Genomic DNA, 15,670 nt, shown 5'->3' with positions numbered 1-15,670 from the left:
ATTGCCAGAATGGAGAGACTTCAAACAGAGAATCATGCAATTAACTTACTGTACGCGGACGCTCCATCCGGTTAATACCCGGTACGCGCAATGTTGCCCATTCAGGACGGTAATGCTCTACTTTTCCTACAACGACAGTCATATCATCCAAAATCTCATGCTGCTGATATCGAATTACGCTCTCAAGCAGGCAGTCTGCTACCTCTTGTGGATCGTCACTATCAATCTCCTGAATGAGACGTTTCATCCATAGCTCCTTGTTGACGGCATACCCTGGGGCATCATAGATTCCATCCGTCATCATAATCAATATATCGCCCGGTTGAAGCTGTACAGTGACCAGATCGACTTCGATGTCTTTAATAATGCCAATGGGCAGGTTGCTGGCCGATACCTGAATAACCTCCTGTCCGCGTTTAATAAAGCTCGGAGTTGAGCCGATTTTCATAAATGTGGTCTCTGCCGTATATTCATCGATTAAAGCCATGTCCACCGTGGCATACATCTCTTCAGGAGAGCGCAGCATCAGCACAGAATTCACGGATTTTATCGCCAGCTTCTCATCCATGCCGGATTGAAGCAGTTGTTCCAGAATATTTAATGCGGCACTGCTCTCCATGCGTGCACGTTCCCCGTTGCCCATACCATCACTGAGCGCCACCGCGAAGGTACCATTTCCCAGTTCAACGGTGCTGAAGCTGTCCCCGGATAATAAATCTCCCCCTTTGGCAGCCGCAGCTACCCCTGTAGTCACTTCATAGGTTTTGGCTGAGCCAAAGGTCACGGTAGCCAGACCCTGACGGGGATCCGTCATCGTCTCATGGAGAACTGCAATATGCTCGTCCAGGACATCCGAGATCAGCGGCGCAATCATCTTCCGGCATTCATCAAACCCCCTCGTGTAGGCATGAACAATCTCGATTTCCACATTGCCTGCTTCCAGATTGATAATTTCAATTGAATGAATGGACAGGCCCAGTGACTCCAGTGCATCCCGAATCTGCTCCTCCTGCTGTACCATCTCCTCACTTTCCCGTTGAATTTCTCTCGCCAGGTCCTCCATCACCTGGGATACTCCGGATAATTGCTCGGCAACCAGCTGCCGACTGTCCACTATCTGACGCTTCCACTGCATATTATGCTGGTAGAGCCCGTACTGGGCACGCATAACCTCGAGCACCTCCTCCGGTTTGGCACATACCCTGTTCCACTCCACCGGGATTTGTTTGCCAGACATCTCCGGATTGGCCTCAATGGAACTCATCACATCCGTCATGTATTTATAGGTTTGAATAAACTTTGCATCCCAGCACTGTGCACGTTTAAAGCACCCTGCGCACGTTCCCTCTGCTACCTCATTCATGAAATGCTCCATGCCGCCTTCGTTCTGTACCGGTTCCCCCGTACCGGACATCTGATCGAAGCTGCGGGAAAGCTGGCGGAATACCTGTGAGAAGCGGGTCACCCGTTCTGCCGTGATATCCCGAATCCGCTTCGCATATTCATGCTGCGATTTGGTATGATCCTGTGTGCCTGGCACATATTTGGATATGGCCGCCATCATGCTCTTAGGTGTAAGCATGAACAGAACAATGGCTGCGCACGTCTCCCATAAGGAATTCATCACGTCACCTGGACCGCCCAGATATATGGATAGAATGGATGAGCCCAGCAGCATCCCCAGTGCAACGCCTGCACGTTTGCCCTCTCTAAGCATACCCGCCAGCATCCCGGCAAAAGCCAGCAAGCTCATTTGGTATACAGCAGACATGTCAGCGAGACTCAAAATCAGACCTGTAATGACCCCGACCGATGCCCCAAGGGGGGCTCCGCCCACCAGCGCGAAGATCAGAATTAAATAACGAGAGAGCATATGCTCCACGGAAAGGGACTGAATGGTCCAGCCCACCGCTCCTGTCATAACGGAGGCCAGCAATATGATCAGGCAGAGGATCTCCTCGCTCTTTAGGTTGAATTTCTTTTTGCGATACGTAAAAATCGGTATGGCTTGTATAAAAACCAGGGTGAGCACGAAGCTGAGTATGGAGTCCATCGTGAGCATTAACATGGCGTACCAGCTGAAAGACGGCCCAATGACGACCGCGAACAACTTGACCATAAAAGTAGTCGTAAACACCATTGTTGGTGCATAAGATAATTCAGCACGGTCATAAGCCTCCAGCCCTCTAAACAAGAGATAGAAGATCGCCATCTCAGACGCAACGATAAGCGGAACCGGAAACGGAGCAAAAAGGCTCCCTGCCAGCAAAGCGGCACCAACGGGAATAATGTAATCCCTGCGCATAAAGGCAATCACCGCGAAGTATGCAATTGCAAATGGCGATAGTTCATTCAGGATCATGGCTTTCCCCAATAAAAATCCCATAAATGTAAGGAGCAGCACCCATTTACGTGCAGCAACGAACTGGACAGCCTTCCGGGAGGTAATCCACTGTTTGAGACGTACGGACAGCTCCTCCCGAGCTTCTGTACTCCCTTTACCAGCTTTCATTCCCGGAAATTGAATGACATTCCACTTTTCCATCATCCCAAGGCACCCCATTCGATTATTTGTTTTCGTGTTTCATTCTCGATGGTTCTGATTATAGATAGATTAGAAGACGTAGTTTGTCACAATAGGTGGATAGGGTTCAAAAAGTTTACGACAAAAGAATCAAGCGTGGCGCGGAGGAGCGAAACCCCCGGCCTTATTGTCATTTCTTCCTTCACCACCTGATTTACCGAGGACGGGGTTGTCTGATTTTGAATGGCATTTGTTCTGCCTTCAACTTGAATTGAACGGGATACCTGCGGAATGGCATGGAAACATGTCGGTAAAAAATGGTAGACGACAAATGTTCTTATCTCCCCTGGTCCTTGTGCGAAAAAAGTGCATGAGCGGAGCACTACTTTACAAAAAAAGCCAGAAATCCAGTGGAACGCGCATAGGCGACGGTAAACCCCAAAATGTTTACGCAAGCAACGGACTATAAGAAAAAAAGGACAAAACGCAAAAAAGCCGTCGACCCTTACGGGTTAACGGCTTTTCTTATATTTTAAATCAGGTTGAGACAGATTACACGCGCTTGGCTCCACGGCCTCCGCGTTTGCCCTCTGTGTTCTTCTTGAGCGAAGAGATCCGCTCTTCACTATCTTTCAGGAAGCGTGACATTTTATCCTCAAATGAAGGTTTGCCTGCTGCGGGCTTGAAAGAACGGCCTCCACGGTCGCGGTTAAATCCACCGCCGCCGCCACGGCCTTGGCCGCCACTTGGGCCTCCACCGCTGAATCGTTCGCGATCTCCTCCACTGCGTTCCGGTCTTGGAGCTCTTGGGGGTCTGGATTGTGTTTGTTGCTCAACCGGTTTGTCAACAGCTTGCTTAATGGAAAGTCCGATTTTGCCATCCTTGTCAACGTTGATGACCTTCACTGTAACGACGTCATTAAGTTTCAGGTGGTCGTTGACATCTTTGACATAATTGTCGGCGATTTCCGAGATGTGAACGAGACCCGTGACACCTCCTGACAGATCCACAAATGCTCCAAAATGCGTGATGCCTGTCACCTTGCCCTCTAACTTGGTGCCCACTTCAATTGCCATAGAATAAAATGATCCTCCCTTAAAAATATACAACCCGATTTTTTAGATGCCAAAATCAATGCTGTGCTAAATGTAATTATACCTTATGCCGCAAACCAAGGTCAACAGAGCTCTACCCCGCAGGAGAGCCTATTTTTTACAGTATGACGGCTTCAGATATATGGATAATAATCCTTGCTCTGTTATGAGCGTAATTCCATCAGTTCCCTGACTCTTCAACCTGGATTGGCGTCTCTTCAGGCAGGTAATAACCTTTTTTCCGCGCCAGCTGTCCTATGTATTCAGGGTCCTTCAACCGACTGACTTCATACTTCAACTGATCCAGCTTTTTCTGCGTCTCTTCCTTCGAAGCCTGCTGTGCGGCCAAGTGCGAACTCTTGTCCGAAATCTGTGCATTCTGTACAAGGAACGTATATCCTGCCCAAATGACAAATACAACGATGAATGTCATCCAGAGCATGAGGCGTCTTCTTGCGCCGGCAGATTTCCCTTGGCCTGTTGGGGCTGCAGATCTCCCCACAGGTGTTTTACCCATTTTTGGACCTCCTTAAAACCAGCGTTTCCATATCGTTGCAATACTTGAACCCGCACGGATCATCCAACGGGGCGTTACCCAATGTTTCAGGAGCGGCCTAAACATCCAGCGGAACAACTTGCAGAAAGGTACCAAACATTGCAATACCAGCTTGCCCAGGAATATCAGTATCGCGAGCACAAAACCCAATATCACGCGAACTAGCTTGTATAGTCCCTTCGCTGGCATAACGAACAGGATGTTAAGGATATGTCCACACCAATGAATAAGTGTTCTTGCGAGTTTAATTAACATTACCACAAAACGCTGGGTTGTAACACTTAAAAGCCAAAAATAGAAGCAAACCCCTATAATTAGTCCCAAAAAGACATAAAACCGCAGCTGTCCGTGGTTTCCGGCATACAGCATCCGGAAGACGAACAGCGCGGAAGCAACCCAGTACAACAGGTCAAGCGTGTGCATGCTCCATCTCGGGAAGCGCAGCTGACCGGACAGTACCCGGTAACTGTCGTAGGCCATACCCATTACGATTCCCGATAACAGCATCCATGTTAATGTAATCCACTGCGTGTCCAGACTCATCGGAACATCTTGCCGAACAGGCCTTTACTATTCTTGTTCTGGGAACCGGGGTCCAGATATTGCAGAGAACTGACTGTGCCTTCAATGGATAGCAAGCCTTCCTCCAGGCTCAAGTTTTTGATATGTAAATTGTGCCCCCGGATGGTCAGATGCCCAAGTTCAGTCTGCAGCAAAAATTCCTCACTGTCGAAGCTCTCTACATTGGAGACACCTGTCAGATCCAGCAGTTTGCGATTTTGCATGCTCAAATGATGCTGTTTCGGTTTACCGTGCTCAACCATGGCATGTACCCCTCCTTCTTACACCTAGCTTATGGAGGCGAAGGCGGGAATAGAACCAGCGATCATGAAGGAAATGCTTCTGAAATGCTTCTGCTTATCCAAACACAAAAGCGCCCTTCCTGTATGGGAAAGGCGCTTCTATCTCACTTGATTTCATTCATAAAAGAGCATATCGGGCAGATGATTACCAGTTCAGCCCGTTATCCTTGGCGATCGGCTCTTCCTTAACCAAGGTATAGAGGCTGCTCGCCTCGTCCTTCTTGGTGCTCTCAGCAAGACGTTCCACCTTCACGGTGACCAGCTTCTGACCGAACTGAACCGTCAGCTCATCGCCCACTTTAACAGCGGCGCTTGGCTTCGCTTCACGTCCGTTAATCAGAACACGTCCCTGTTCGGAGACGTCCTTGGCCACAGTGCGGCGTTTGATCAGCCGGGAGACCTTCAGGAATTTATCAAGACGCATTATTTTACGGCTTCTTTAAGTTTGTTGCCTGCTTTGAATGCAGGAACAGTGGACTCAGGAATAACGATTTCATTCCCTGTTTGTGGGTTACGTCCGGTACGACCGGAACGTTTGCGGGTTTCAAAAGTGCCAAAGCCGATCAGTTGTACTTTGTCTCCGCTTGCGAGTGCATCTGTAATTTCTCCCAAGAAGCCGTTCAATACGGACTCAACGTCTTTTTTAGTCAAACCGCTTTTGGTGGAAATGTTGTTAATCAGATCTGTTTTGTTCATTTTTAAAAGCCTCCCAAATTAAAAAAAAAGTATCTGCGAATCCTGGCAATCCGCGTGATTGCCGCGGCTTTCGCGCAAGGTTACTACACATGTATTCTGGCTAGGATTCTGAATTCCTGCCTCGGCCTGCGACTTTTTTTGGCTTAGGATGAACCTGTGCCTATGGAAAGTCTAAGTCCAATACCCGGAATGTCATCCGATCAATCAGAAATAACCCTAATCCAAATATGAACACATGTTCGTATAGCATAACATACCATTGAAAAACATGGAACAAGGATATTTGAACAGTCTACATGGACAATCCTATATTACAGTCCAGCCTTCTTCGCTGCTTGCCAGAATTGCTCCATCTCTTCGACGTTGCTATCTGCAGGTGTCCGTCCAAGTTCACGCAGCCGCTCCTCGATATATTGGAAGCGCTGGGTGAACTTGCGGTTGGTGGCGGCAAGAGCCTCCTCCGGGTCTGTATCAATGAAACGAGCCACATTGGCCGTAGCAAACAGCAAATCGCCCAGTTCCAGCTTCCGCTCTTCAGCCGATTGATTGCTTTGCACCGCTTCTTTCAGTTCAGCCAGTTCTTCTTCAATCTTGGCAAATACGCCATTCACATCATCCCAGTCAAAACCAACCTTGGCTGCTTTCTTCTGGAGCTTGTACCCTTTCATCAAGGCAGGCAAATCGCGGGGAATACCATCCAGCACCGAGATGGTCTGTTGATCAAGTCCTTTGCGCTTCTTCTCCTCTGCCTTCATCTGTTCCCAGTTCTGCAATGCCTCATTCGCATTCTCGGCCTGATGCTCGCCAAATACATGAGGATGACGGAAAATGAGCTTGTCATTAAGCCCTTCAATCACATCATACACATTGAATGTGCCCACTTCCTCTTCCATCTGGGAATGCAGCAGAATCTGCAGCAATAAGTCCCCAAGCTCCTCTTTCATGTGATCAGGGTCATCTTCATCGATCGTTTCAATGACTTCATACGTCTCTTCAATCAGGTTCTTGCGAATCGACAGATGGGTCTGCTCCTGATCCCATGGGCATCCACCCGGGCTGCGAAGTATATTAACGATCTCATGCAACCTTGCAAAAGAGCGACGTCGCAGGGCATCATCCGTGTTTTTCGGCACATAAATGAGGGAGAGGTTTCCGTAACCTTCAATCCGGTCCAGCTCATGAAGCGGTACCTTGTGAATGATCTCCTGATCCTGTACACCGAGGGCATGTCCAACAAATACCGGATAGTCATCCGGATATACTTCCATCAGGCATAGCTTCACATCAGACGCAGTAAACACATCATAGACCTGTCCGATCAAGGTATGCAGCTGAGGCTGCACCAGCTCCGTGCTCAGGCTGCTGGCATCGAGAAGTTGGAAACCTTCAATGGGATCAAATCCGAGACGGATAAAAGCTTCATCCAGAAAACTCTCCCCCCCCATGACACGAAGTGAAATACCCATTTGCGGGCAGCGTTCTTTCAGCAGGCGTACACTTGCTTCTGCCACCATCGGATGACCTGGAACAGCATAGACAATCTCGGTTCCCGGCTCTCCCTGACGGGCTGCCTCAATGAGGCGATTGGCAATCTCGTCATAGACCTCCGGGAACGACGCTTTCGCCTCGTAAATTGCATCGAATGATGTCATCTCCAGCCCTTCCTGCTTCAGGTCATTCAGCACGGGATGATCCAATGTGCGGACATACAGCGTAGCCGCCTGTTTCATTTTCTTGATAATACCTACTGTCAGCTGATCTGCATCTCCTGATCCGAGACCAACGACGGTCAAAGCTGCTGCGCTCATTTTCAAGCCTCCATCCGAACCATTCTGCAGAATGCTTCCCATTGTTACATTGAAATGAGGAACATACGCAGAACAGCGCTCTATAATTACACGTATTATAACAGAATCCGCGGTTATCCAATAACTTCACACACAAAAGGGCGAGACAGGGCTACCGCAGGACATGCAGCCTGCGAAGCAATTGGGCCAGGCGCGGTCCTAGCTTCGGGATCGCGGCCAGATCTGTGGCGGTCAGCAGCCCGGTACGGGCTGACGCCAGCAAGAACACGGCTGCACCTGCGGCAATGCCAAGCAGGCTTATGCCTACCGCGGCCAACCTGCGATCGGCCGCGATGCCCATGCCGCCGAGCACTGCTCCGGCAGCCCAGGCCATGCCTGCCGCCGCCACGCTCATGGCGGCGATCACCAGCGCCGGCTTCACCAGGACGGCGCCAGGGGCAGGGCGCATCGCGGTACGCCGCGCCAGCAGGGCCACATTCAGGCCAGCCGCCAGCATATAGGCGACTGCGCCTGCCAGGGCCGCGCCACTGATGCCCAGCGCGGGCACAAGCATGACGTTCAGCAGCACCTTGACGCCTGCGGCGGCCAGCATGCTGAACGCGGGTGCGCGTACGGCGCCGAGCCCCTGCAGGAGCGCCGCCGCAATGATGCTGACGGTGCTGCCTGCTGCCGTCAGCGCCATGTAGCGCAGAGCTTCGGTGCCTGCGGCATCACCGTACAGCATGCGGTTGATCGGTTCTGCCAACACCGCGAGGCCAGCGGAGGCGGCCAGACCGATTAACCAGAACCAGCGCAGCGCGATGCTTGCCTGCTGCCTGACGGCTTCCGGCCCTCCCTTCAGGCGAGCTTCGGCCATCGCCGGGATGAACAGCACGGAAAGCGACGTGGCGAGCATCGTCACCAGCTGTACAAGCGGCAAGCCTCGATTGTAAATTCCGAACGACACCATGGATTCGACTTCATCCAATCCTTCACTCCTTAGAAGCCGGGGTACCGTGAAGGTATCCACCAGGTTCATCAGAGGTACAGCGAGCGAACCCAGGCAGACTGGAATGGCATATACCAGCAAGGTTCGAATCCATTGACCATTGGTGGGAAGCTTCTCCGCCCGAAGGTCTTCTCCTGTCCATAGCTCCGGTTGTCCCTCCCTGGCTTCCGATCTCTGCAAGCCATAGACCTCTTCTTGGGATAGACCAGGTTTCCTGCTCTTTCGCCGCCGACTGTACACATAGGCTAGCATGGTGAGTAGCCCCACGAATCCACCGGCAACGGAACCCAGCATGGCTCCGGCAGCAATAGTCTCCAGCGATGCATCCTGCTTCATCAGCCATAGCAGCAGCACAATCATTACCGTCACACGAATCGTCTGCTCTACGACCTGTGACACAGCGGTTGGCACCATCTGCTGTAAACCCTGAAAATATCCACGAAGTCCAGTCATTAGCGGGACAAATAGCAGCGCAAGCGCTGCAGCCCGAATAGAAGGAATGACATGTCCATTACCAATCAGATGACCTATAAGCGGTGCACCAATGTACATCAGGATGGCCAGGGTTAATCCGATGCCTCCAAGAAGTATCGAAGACAGACGGATAATCCGTTTGCCTTCCTCGGGCCTCCCCAGCGCATGTTGTTCGGCAACAAATTTGGATACGGCAACAGGCAGTCCGGCGGCAGCAATCGTAATAATAAGCATATAGAACGGATAAACCGTGTTATAAATACCAAAAACACCGTCGCCCCCTAGATTCTGTAACGGAATCTTTTGAAAAGCACCGATGATTTTAGAAATAATGGCAGCAAGGCCAAGCACAAATGCACCCTGCAGCAATCTTGAGCCAGTAGTAGACGGCTGTTTCATAAGTCCCTCCTACATTATCCAAGCGATTATATCCATTAAGCATACTTTGCTATTATACCTGCCTGAAGCCGCACAGACTAACATTCTGTTGAAGTTCCCTTTGAAGTTCCCGCTATCCGCTCTTCATTCAGCCTGAGCATTATGCCTTTTTAAAAGCAAAAAACTCCTGTCTGCCGGAAAGGCACCAGGAGTTGATCTGCTGTTTATTGTTCCATCTGTTTGCCAAGGAAGCCAGCAGCTGTCTCAGCCATTTTAACTTCCATCTGGGACATTTTCACGGATTCATCCTTGTTGTACAGAATGACGGTTCCAATAGGGTCTCCACCCGAAATGATGGGTGCAATGACGAAAGAGGATAATGTTTCATCATGATCCTTGCTGATCTCATAGGAGCCACTAGCTGTCTCAACGATGGTCTTGCGGTTTTCCATGCAGCTCTCTACCAGCTGACCTACCTGCTTGTCCAGATATTCCTTCTTGGAGCCACCCGCTACCGTAATAATGGTATCGCGGTCAGAGATCATGGTTACGTGACCTGTACTCTCATACAACGATTCAGCATATTCTTTGGCGAAATCGCCCAATTCGCCGATAGGCGAATATTTTTTTAGAATGACTTCTCCATCACGATCCACAAAAATCTCAAGCGGATCTCCTTCACGAATTCGTAACGTACGACGGATTTCTTTTGGAATGACCACACGGCCGAGGTCATCAATACGGCGGACAATACCAGTAGCTTTCATTTCACATGTTGCCCCACTTTCTCGAGAAGATTTTTCAACTACTGTTCCTTAATGGGTAGAGGAAAGTCCCAGAACGTTTAGTGTGATATCTTGACCATAGTATTCATCTGTTCCCATTTCCTTATACATACTTTGAAGAATATAGTTGTGTTCTCTTCACAGAAGGTGACCATGTACCCATTACGCTGCTGTCTGTACAAAAAGAAGCAAGGGGCAGGCCATAAGTCCTCCCCTTGCTTCTCTAAGCTTGTCCAGAAAGTAAGTCTGCTGTAGCTCGTTTCTTACTTGCTGCTTGTATCTGCGCTATCGCCTGTTGTTGCATCGGACTCTGTTTTAGTACCTTGATCTGTCTTAGCATCAGTACCTGTAGACTCGTCCGTTTTGGTTTCTGTAGATTGATCACCTTCGGTTCCAGTTCCAGTACCCGTTGTGCCTTCAGTACCTTCCGTAGTACCTTCTTCAGCCTTGTCTGTCTTCGGCAGATTTACTTCTTTCACGATCTTATCCAGTTCATTCGTCATAAACGTATCGATCTCTGCAGCTGCCAATTGGCTTTTGAGTGTTTCTTTTTGCTCATCTGTCAATTTGCTATAGTCTGCTTCAGTACGGGATTCCACTTTCATCACGTGATATCCGTATTCCGTTTCAACCGGATCACTGATTTTGTTGAGCGGCAATGTTTTGGCAGCTTCTTTGAACGCTTCTACCCAGTTGGATACAGGGGTATTTTCGTACAAACCGCCATTATCTGCAGAGCCTGGATCTTCGGAGTACTCTTTTGCAACTTTTGCAAAGTCTTCGCCGGCATCCAGTTTGGCTTTAACTTCTTTCGCAATTTTCAATGCATCTTCTTTTTTACGCTCTTTTTGCGTATCTGGGTCCGTGAAGTTAATCAGAACGTGACGAACTGAAGCCGTTGTGAACTGATCCTTGTTTGTTTCAAATTCTTTTTTAATTGCATCTTCCGTAACACCAGTTTCTTTATCCTTGATAACGGTCATGATGCGAGTCATGTAATCCTTGATGTTTTGATCTGTCAGGTTTTGAGCTTTCAACATTTCAGTCCATTGATCGGCTTGAACAGAAGCCTTCATTTTGTCGAACTGCTCGGTTGCCACTTTGGCACCTTCTGTTTTGGCTTCTTCACTGGCCTTGCCACTCAAATATTCATAAGCAACTTCCTGGCGTACCAGGTAGTCCTTGAAATCATCCATCTCCATCATTTGTGCATATTCCGGATAGAGGAATTTCATGACCCGTTGCTCCATATCGAATTCATTGGCTGTAATTGTACCGCCATCATATGTCGCTACTACAGCACTTGTATCATTGGTTTCTGGTGTAGCTGCTTCTTCCTTCTTGCCGCATGCAGCAAGCAGTGATAAGGACAGTACTGCAACCATACTCACGGAGAGTACTTTCCCTACTTTTTTATACTTTGGTAACATCCTTTGGTTCCCCCTTTGATTTAAAAGCACTCTTCATGGACTCCAGAAATTTCTCTACCAGCTCCATCAGTTGCTTGTCCCCAAGCCCTTTGCCTTTGACATGAATAAGCATATGGGGTCCTTGTTCAAATTGTACACGTCTTTCGAACTGATTTCCAATGTGCGCAATTTTCGAGAGCTCAAACGCATGCTCACGGCCTTCGTAGAACTTCACGGTAAGGTCGTCACCACGCTGCGTAATGGACTCAATTCCATACATTTTGCCATACACTTTCAATCTGGCTACAGCCATCAGATTAATGACCGCTTCCGGAAGGTCGCCGAATCGGTCAACCAATTCGTCTTCCAGTTCCATTGCATCGTCGAAAGAGGCAATGACCGCCACTTTTTTGTAAATTTCAATCTTCTGTATACTGTCATAGATATAATCGCCCGGCAAGTAGGCATCAATGCTAAGATCGAGCGTGGTGTTCCATTGATCGGAAGGTACCGGCTCTTCCCCCAGCATGGTGACTTTACGTTTGTTAATTTCCTCTGCCAGCATCTGAGAATACAGGTCGAATCCGACTGAGGCAATGAAGCCGTGCTGCTCTGCACCGAGCAGGTTCCCCGCTCCACGGATCGATAGATCTCGCATCGCAATTTTGAATCCGGATCCCAGCTCAGTAAATTCCTTAATTGATTGCAGTCGTTTCTCTGCAACCTCGGTCAGCACTTTATCCCGTTGGTACGTAAAGTACGCATAAGCAATCCGATTGGACCGTCCTACGCGCCCACGCAGCTGGTACAGCTGGGAAAGGCCCATCTTGTCCGCATCATGAACAATCAGGGTATTTACATTCGGGATATCTACCCCTGTCTCAATGATGCTTGTGCTTACGAGCACGTCATATTCGCCATCCAGGAAGTCCAGGATCGTTTTCTCCAGCTCTGTCTCGGACATCTGACCATGCCCCACGCCGACTCTGGCTCCAGGAACCAGATCAGCAATTTCGGCAGCCATCTCCTGAATCCCTTGAACACGGTTATACAAATAATAAACCTGACCTCCACGTGCCAGTTCCCGCTCAATGGCTTCCCGAACAAGGGCCTGACTATGTTCCACGACATAAGTCTGCACCGGGAAACGATTCTCTGGTGGTGTTTCAATAACCGAGAGATCACGGACTCCCAGCATGGACATGTGAAGGGTACGCGGAATTGGTGTAGCCGTCAGTGTGAGCACGTCCACGTTTGTTTTCAGCTTCTTCAGTTTCTCCTTATGTGTTACACCGAAGCGCTGCTCTTCATCAACGATAAGCAGTCCAAGATCCTTGAATACCAGATCCTGTGATAACAGCCGGTGCGTACCAATGACAATGTCGACCGTACCACTTTTTATGCCTTTAGCCGTCTCATTTTGTTCCTTACGGGAACGGAAGCGGCTAAGTACATGAATATTGAATGGATATCCCGAGAAACGTTCACGGAATGTCTCATAATGCTGCTGTGCCAAGATCGTGGTTGGAACGAGTACCGCAACCTGTTTGCCTTCAATTGCCGCTTTGAATGCAGCACGAATGGCAACCTCGGTTTTTCCGTAACCGACGTCTCCACATAGCAGACGGTCCATGGGACGATTTTGTTCCATGTCCTTTTTGATTTCTTCAATTGCACGGACCTGATCACGGGTCTCATCATAAGGGAACATTGCCTCGAATTCCTGCTGCTCAGCAGAGTCCTTCTCGAAGCCAAAACCTTTTGAGGTCTGACGCTCCGCATAGAGCTTGATCAGATCGTCAGCGATATCCTGTACAGATGAACGAACTTTATTTTTAACCCGTGTCCACTCATTACCACCCAGCTTGTAGATCTTGGGCTCTTTCTCTTCTGACCCGACATATTTCTGAATCAGATCGATCTGTTCGATCGGTACGGACAGTTTATCCCCACCAGCATAGAGAATATGCATATAGTCCTTATGAATGCCGCCTACCTCAAGCGTACCAATACCAAGATACTTACCAATCCCGTGATTCTGATGGACAACATAATCGCCCACTTTCAGCTCACTATACGATTTAATCCGTTCTGCATTGTCCACATTACGGCTTGGTTTACGTGCCTTGCGCTGCTTTTGGGAGAACATTTCACCCTCGGTTACAACGGCTAAATGAATGGACGGCAGTTCGAATCCGGTCTGCAAGTTACCGATAAGCATTTCCGGTTCTGGTATATCGTAGTCCATGAGGACGCGCCGCATACGATCGAGTCTCTCTTCCCCGCTCGCCAGCATAAGCACATGCACTCCGGCTTTTTGCCAGCGCTCCATCTCTGCTTTAAGTACATTCATCTGTCCATGGAAATCCTGCATGCCACGACTGATAAAATTCAGAATATTTTGAGGCTGCGTGTGTGGAACCTGACGCAGGAAGATCGACATAAACAGTGTCTGGAATGGACGTTCATATAACAGCTCATCCCCATCTGCCGACAAATGAAGATCAGGCAGCGTCTTTCCGTTTTGCATCAAATGCAGGTTCCACTCCGATTCATCCCGGTCGAGCTGCTTGGACGTTTCAGCCAGTCGCGCAGGTTCGTCCAGAACAAGCAGGGTGTCCTCTGGCATGTAATCGTAGATGGTTTTATGCTCTGGATAGAGCGGTGATATATATTTATACATTTCAGAGAAATACACATGCTCCCGCAGCAGCTCGATCTCCCGGTGAATTTCTTCACGGAGACGCAGCTTGGCCTGGCGGTCAGTCATTTTCTCCAGCTGTTTTTCCAGCAAAACGACAGCTTCATCCGCAGCCTTCTCCATACGTTCGCGGTCAGCAATCAATTCCTTGCACGGCAGTACGGTAACTTCATCGATACGTTCAATTGAGCGTTGATCCGCTGGATCAAATGTTCGTATGGAGTCGATTTCATCGTCAAACAATTCTACCCGGTAGGCAATGGACGAAGTTACTGGATAAAAGTCGATAATTCCTCCGCGCACGCTCATCTCGCCGCGAGATTCAACCCGTTCCACACGCTCATACCCAAGCTTCACCATCTCCAGAAGGAACGAGTCCAGATCGAGTGTGTTCCCTTGTTTGATGGTAATTTGGGCATTCGCCATCACTTCCGGAAGGGGTACATAACGCCGCACGCCGGAAAATGGAATGACAACAACGCCCCTAAAACCTTGGGCGCAACGAACTAACACATCAATACGCTGACCCAGTGTTTCCGGACTGGAAACGGCGGCTTCAGCGGCAACAAGTTCATTCGCAGGATAGAGCAGCACCTGATCAGGTGAAAGCGCTTCCTGTAAATCTTCTGCGATTTTTTGTGCGGAAAACATATTGTGTGTAACGACAAGCAGTGGTCGGTTCATCTCTTGGTGCAGAGCTGCCAGCATGATCTGGCGCGCTGATCCGGACAATCCTGAAACCAGCTGCTCTTTCATACCGGACGTAATACCGGCAGTAATGGATCCAAAATCGGGATCTTTGGAAAAAGCCTGTATAAGTGCTTGTAACAAAAGGGGCACCTCTCTTATAACTTACTTGATTAGTTCACGCCTAAGCGCAGTATTATCATCTTTAAATTGGATACAAATTCCTTTTTGTCCTGTTTCATCATATCGGATTACTCGCTGCATTACCACATCGGGTTAAACCAATTTCCTAAATTCCGTCATGGTCATTTTCATTCCAAATTGAAAAGAAGCCTCAGCAGGCTGCCAAGGCTATAAAGGTGGAGCGGTATTCCGCAGCCCCCATCATCTGTTATCCATCTTCGCTGCGAACCAGACTTATTATTGAAGCGGGCTCGCCAGCAGGCTGAGCTCAGGATTGAGTTCAAGTGCTTCTTTGCAATAATCGCATGTAATCCGAACGGTAATATCCCCACCGGAATTATACGCTATTATATCCCTCCGCTCGTCGGGGGTCAAGAAATGAAAGCCTAACTGTGCTTCTGATATTCGGGCAGAATCGATTCGTCCAATAAAGGTACGGCAGTGCCTGCATACATAATTCACTGACATGTTTATGCCTCCTGAACATGGTTTATACGTTCAGTATGCCCATTATGACTGAATT

The 15,670-nt window shown here is 49.0% G+C and carries 13 protein-coding genes; all 13 read right to left on the bottom strand.

The window, feature by feature from the left end:
• Positions 1-40: 40 nt before the first annotated feature.
• Complete coding sequence (spoIIE, locus tag MH144_RS28705; protein ID WP_239305613.1) at positions 41-2,548, bottom strand: stage II sporulation protein E; 2,508 nt, start codon at positions 2,546-2,548, stop codon at positions 41-43.
• A 528-nt stretch (positions 2,549-3,076) separates the two neighbouring features.
• Positions 3,077-3,601 (bottom strand): S1 domain-containing RNA-binding protein, encoded by a 525-nt coding sequence (locus tag MH144_RS28700; protein WP_095293365.1) that lies wholly within the window; start codon positions 3,599-3,601, stop codon positions 3,077-3,079.
• A 199-nt stretch (positions 3,602-3,800) separates the two neighbouring features.
• Positions 3,801-4,136: an FtsB family cell division protein gene (locus MH144_RS28695; protein WP_239305612.1), complete on the bottom strand. Its 336-nt coding sequence runs from the start codon at positions 4,134-4,136 to the stop codon at positions 3,801-3,803.
• A 12-nt stretch (positions 4,137-4,148) separates the two neighbouring features.
• Positions 4,149-4,718, bottom strand: coding sequence for a spore cortex biosynthesis protein YabQ (gene yabQ, locus MH144_RS28690; RefSeq protein WP_239305611.1), 570 nt, complete (start codon positions 4,716-4,718; stop codon positions 4,149-4,151).
• Positions 4,715-4,999 carry a sporulation protein YabP gene (yabP, locus tag MH144_RS28685; RefSeq protein WP_095293362.1) on the bottom strand — a complete coding sequence of 95 codons (285 nt, stop codon included), beginning with the start codon at positions 4,997-4,999 and terminating at the stop codon, positions 4,715-4,717. Before yabP ends, yabQ begins: the two co-directional genes overlap by 4 nt.
• 184 nt (positions 5,000-5,183) lie before the next feature.
• Positions 5,184-5,462 (bottom strand): RNA-binding S4 domain-containing protein, encoded by a 279-nt coding sequence (locus MH144_RS28680; protein ID WP_095293361.1) that lies wholly within the window; start codon positions 5,460-5,462, stop codon positions 5,184-5,186.
• Entirely contained in the window at positions 5,462-5,734 is a 273-nt protein-coding gene (locus MH144_RS28675) for an HU family DNA-binding protein (RefSeq protein ID WP_017691362.1), read from the bottom strand. Before MH144_RS28675 ends, MH144_RS28680 begins: the two co-directional genes overlap by 1 nt.
• Positions 5,735-6,045: 311 nt before the next feature.
• The gene (gene yabN, locus MH144_RS28670; RefSeq protein ID WP_239305610.1) at positions 6,046-7,542 is read right to left on the bottom strand and encodes a bifunctional methyltransferase/pyrophosphohydrolase YabN; all 1,497 of its coding nucleotides are present in this window, start codon (positions 7,540-7,542) and stop codon (positions 6,046-6,048) included.
• A 151-nt stretch (positions 7,543-7,693) separates the two neighbouring features.
• Positions 7,694-9,403, bottom strand: a complete 1,710-nt coding sequence (locus MH144_RS28665; protein ID WP_239305609.1) for a putative polysaccharide biosynthesis protein — start codon at positions 9,401-9,403, stop codon at positions 7,694-7,696.
• Between the two features lie 203 nt (positions 9,404-9,606).
• The gene (gene spoVT, locus MH144_RS28660) at positions 9,607-10,149 is read right to left on the bottom strand and encodes a stage V sporulation protein T (RefSeq protein ID WP_239305608.1); all 543 of its coding nucleotides are present in this window, start codon (positions 10,147-10,149) and stop codon (positions 9,607-9,609) included.
• A 281-nt stretch (positions 10,150-10,430) separates the two neighbouring features.
• Complete coding sequence (locus MH144_RS28655; RefSeq protein ID WP_481857406.1) at positions 10,431-11,597, bottom strand: peptidylprolyl isomerase; 1,167 nt, start codon at positions 11,595-11,597, stop codon at positions 10,431-10,433.
• Positions 11,581-15,108, bottom strand: coding sequence for a transcription-repair coupling factor (gene mfd / locus MH144_RS28650; RefSeq protein WP_239305607.1), 3,528 nt, complete (start codon positions 15,106-15,108; stop codon positions 11,581-11,583). The genes MH144_RS28655 and mfd overlap by 17 nt, the downstream gene beginning before the upstream one ends.
• A gap of 276 nt (positions 15,109-15,384) precedes the next feature.
• A complete protein-coding gene (fin, locus tag MH144_RS28645; RefSeq protein WP_095362254.1) occupies positions 15,385-15,615 on the bottom strand; it encodes an anti-sigma-F factor Fin in 231 nt (76 codons plus the stop codon).
• Between the last annotated feature and the right edge of the window lie 55 nt (positions 15,616-15,670).

Origin of the sequence: Paenibacillus sp. ACRRY (genome assembly GCF_022346995.1) — a bacterium.
GTDB lineage: Bacteria > Bacillota > Bacilli > Paenibacillales > Paenibacillaceae > Paenibacillus.
This window is presented reverse-complemented; position numbering and strand designations above follow the sequence as displayed.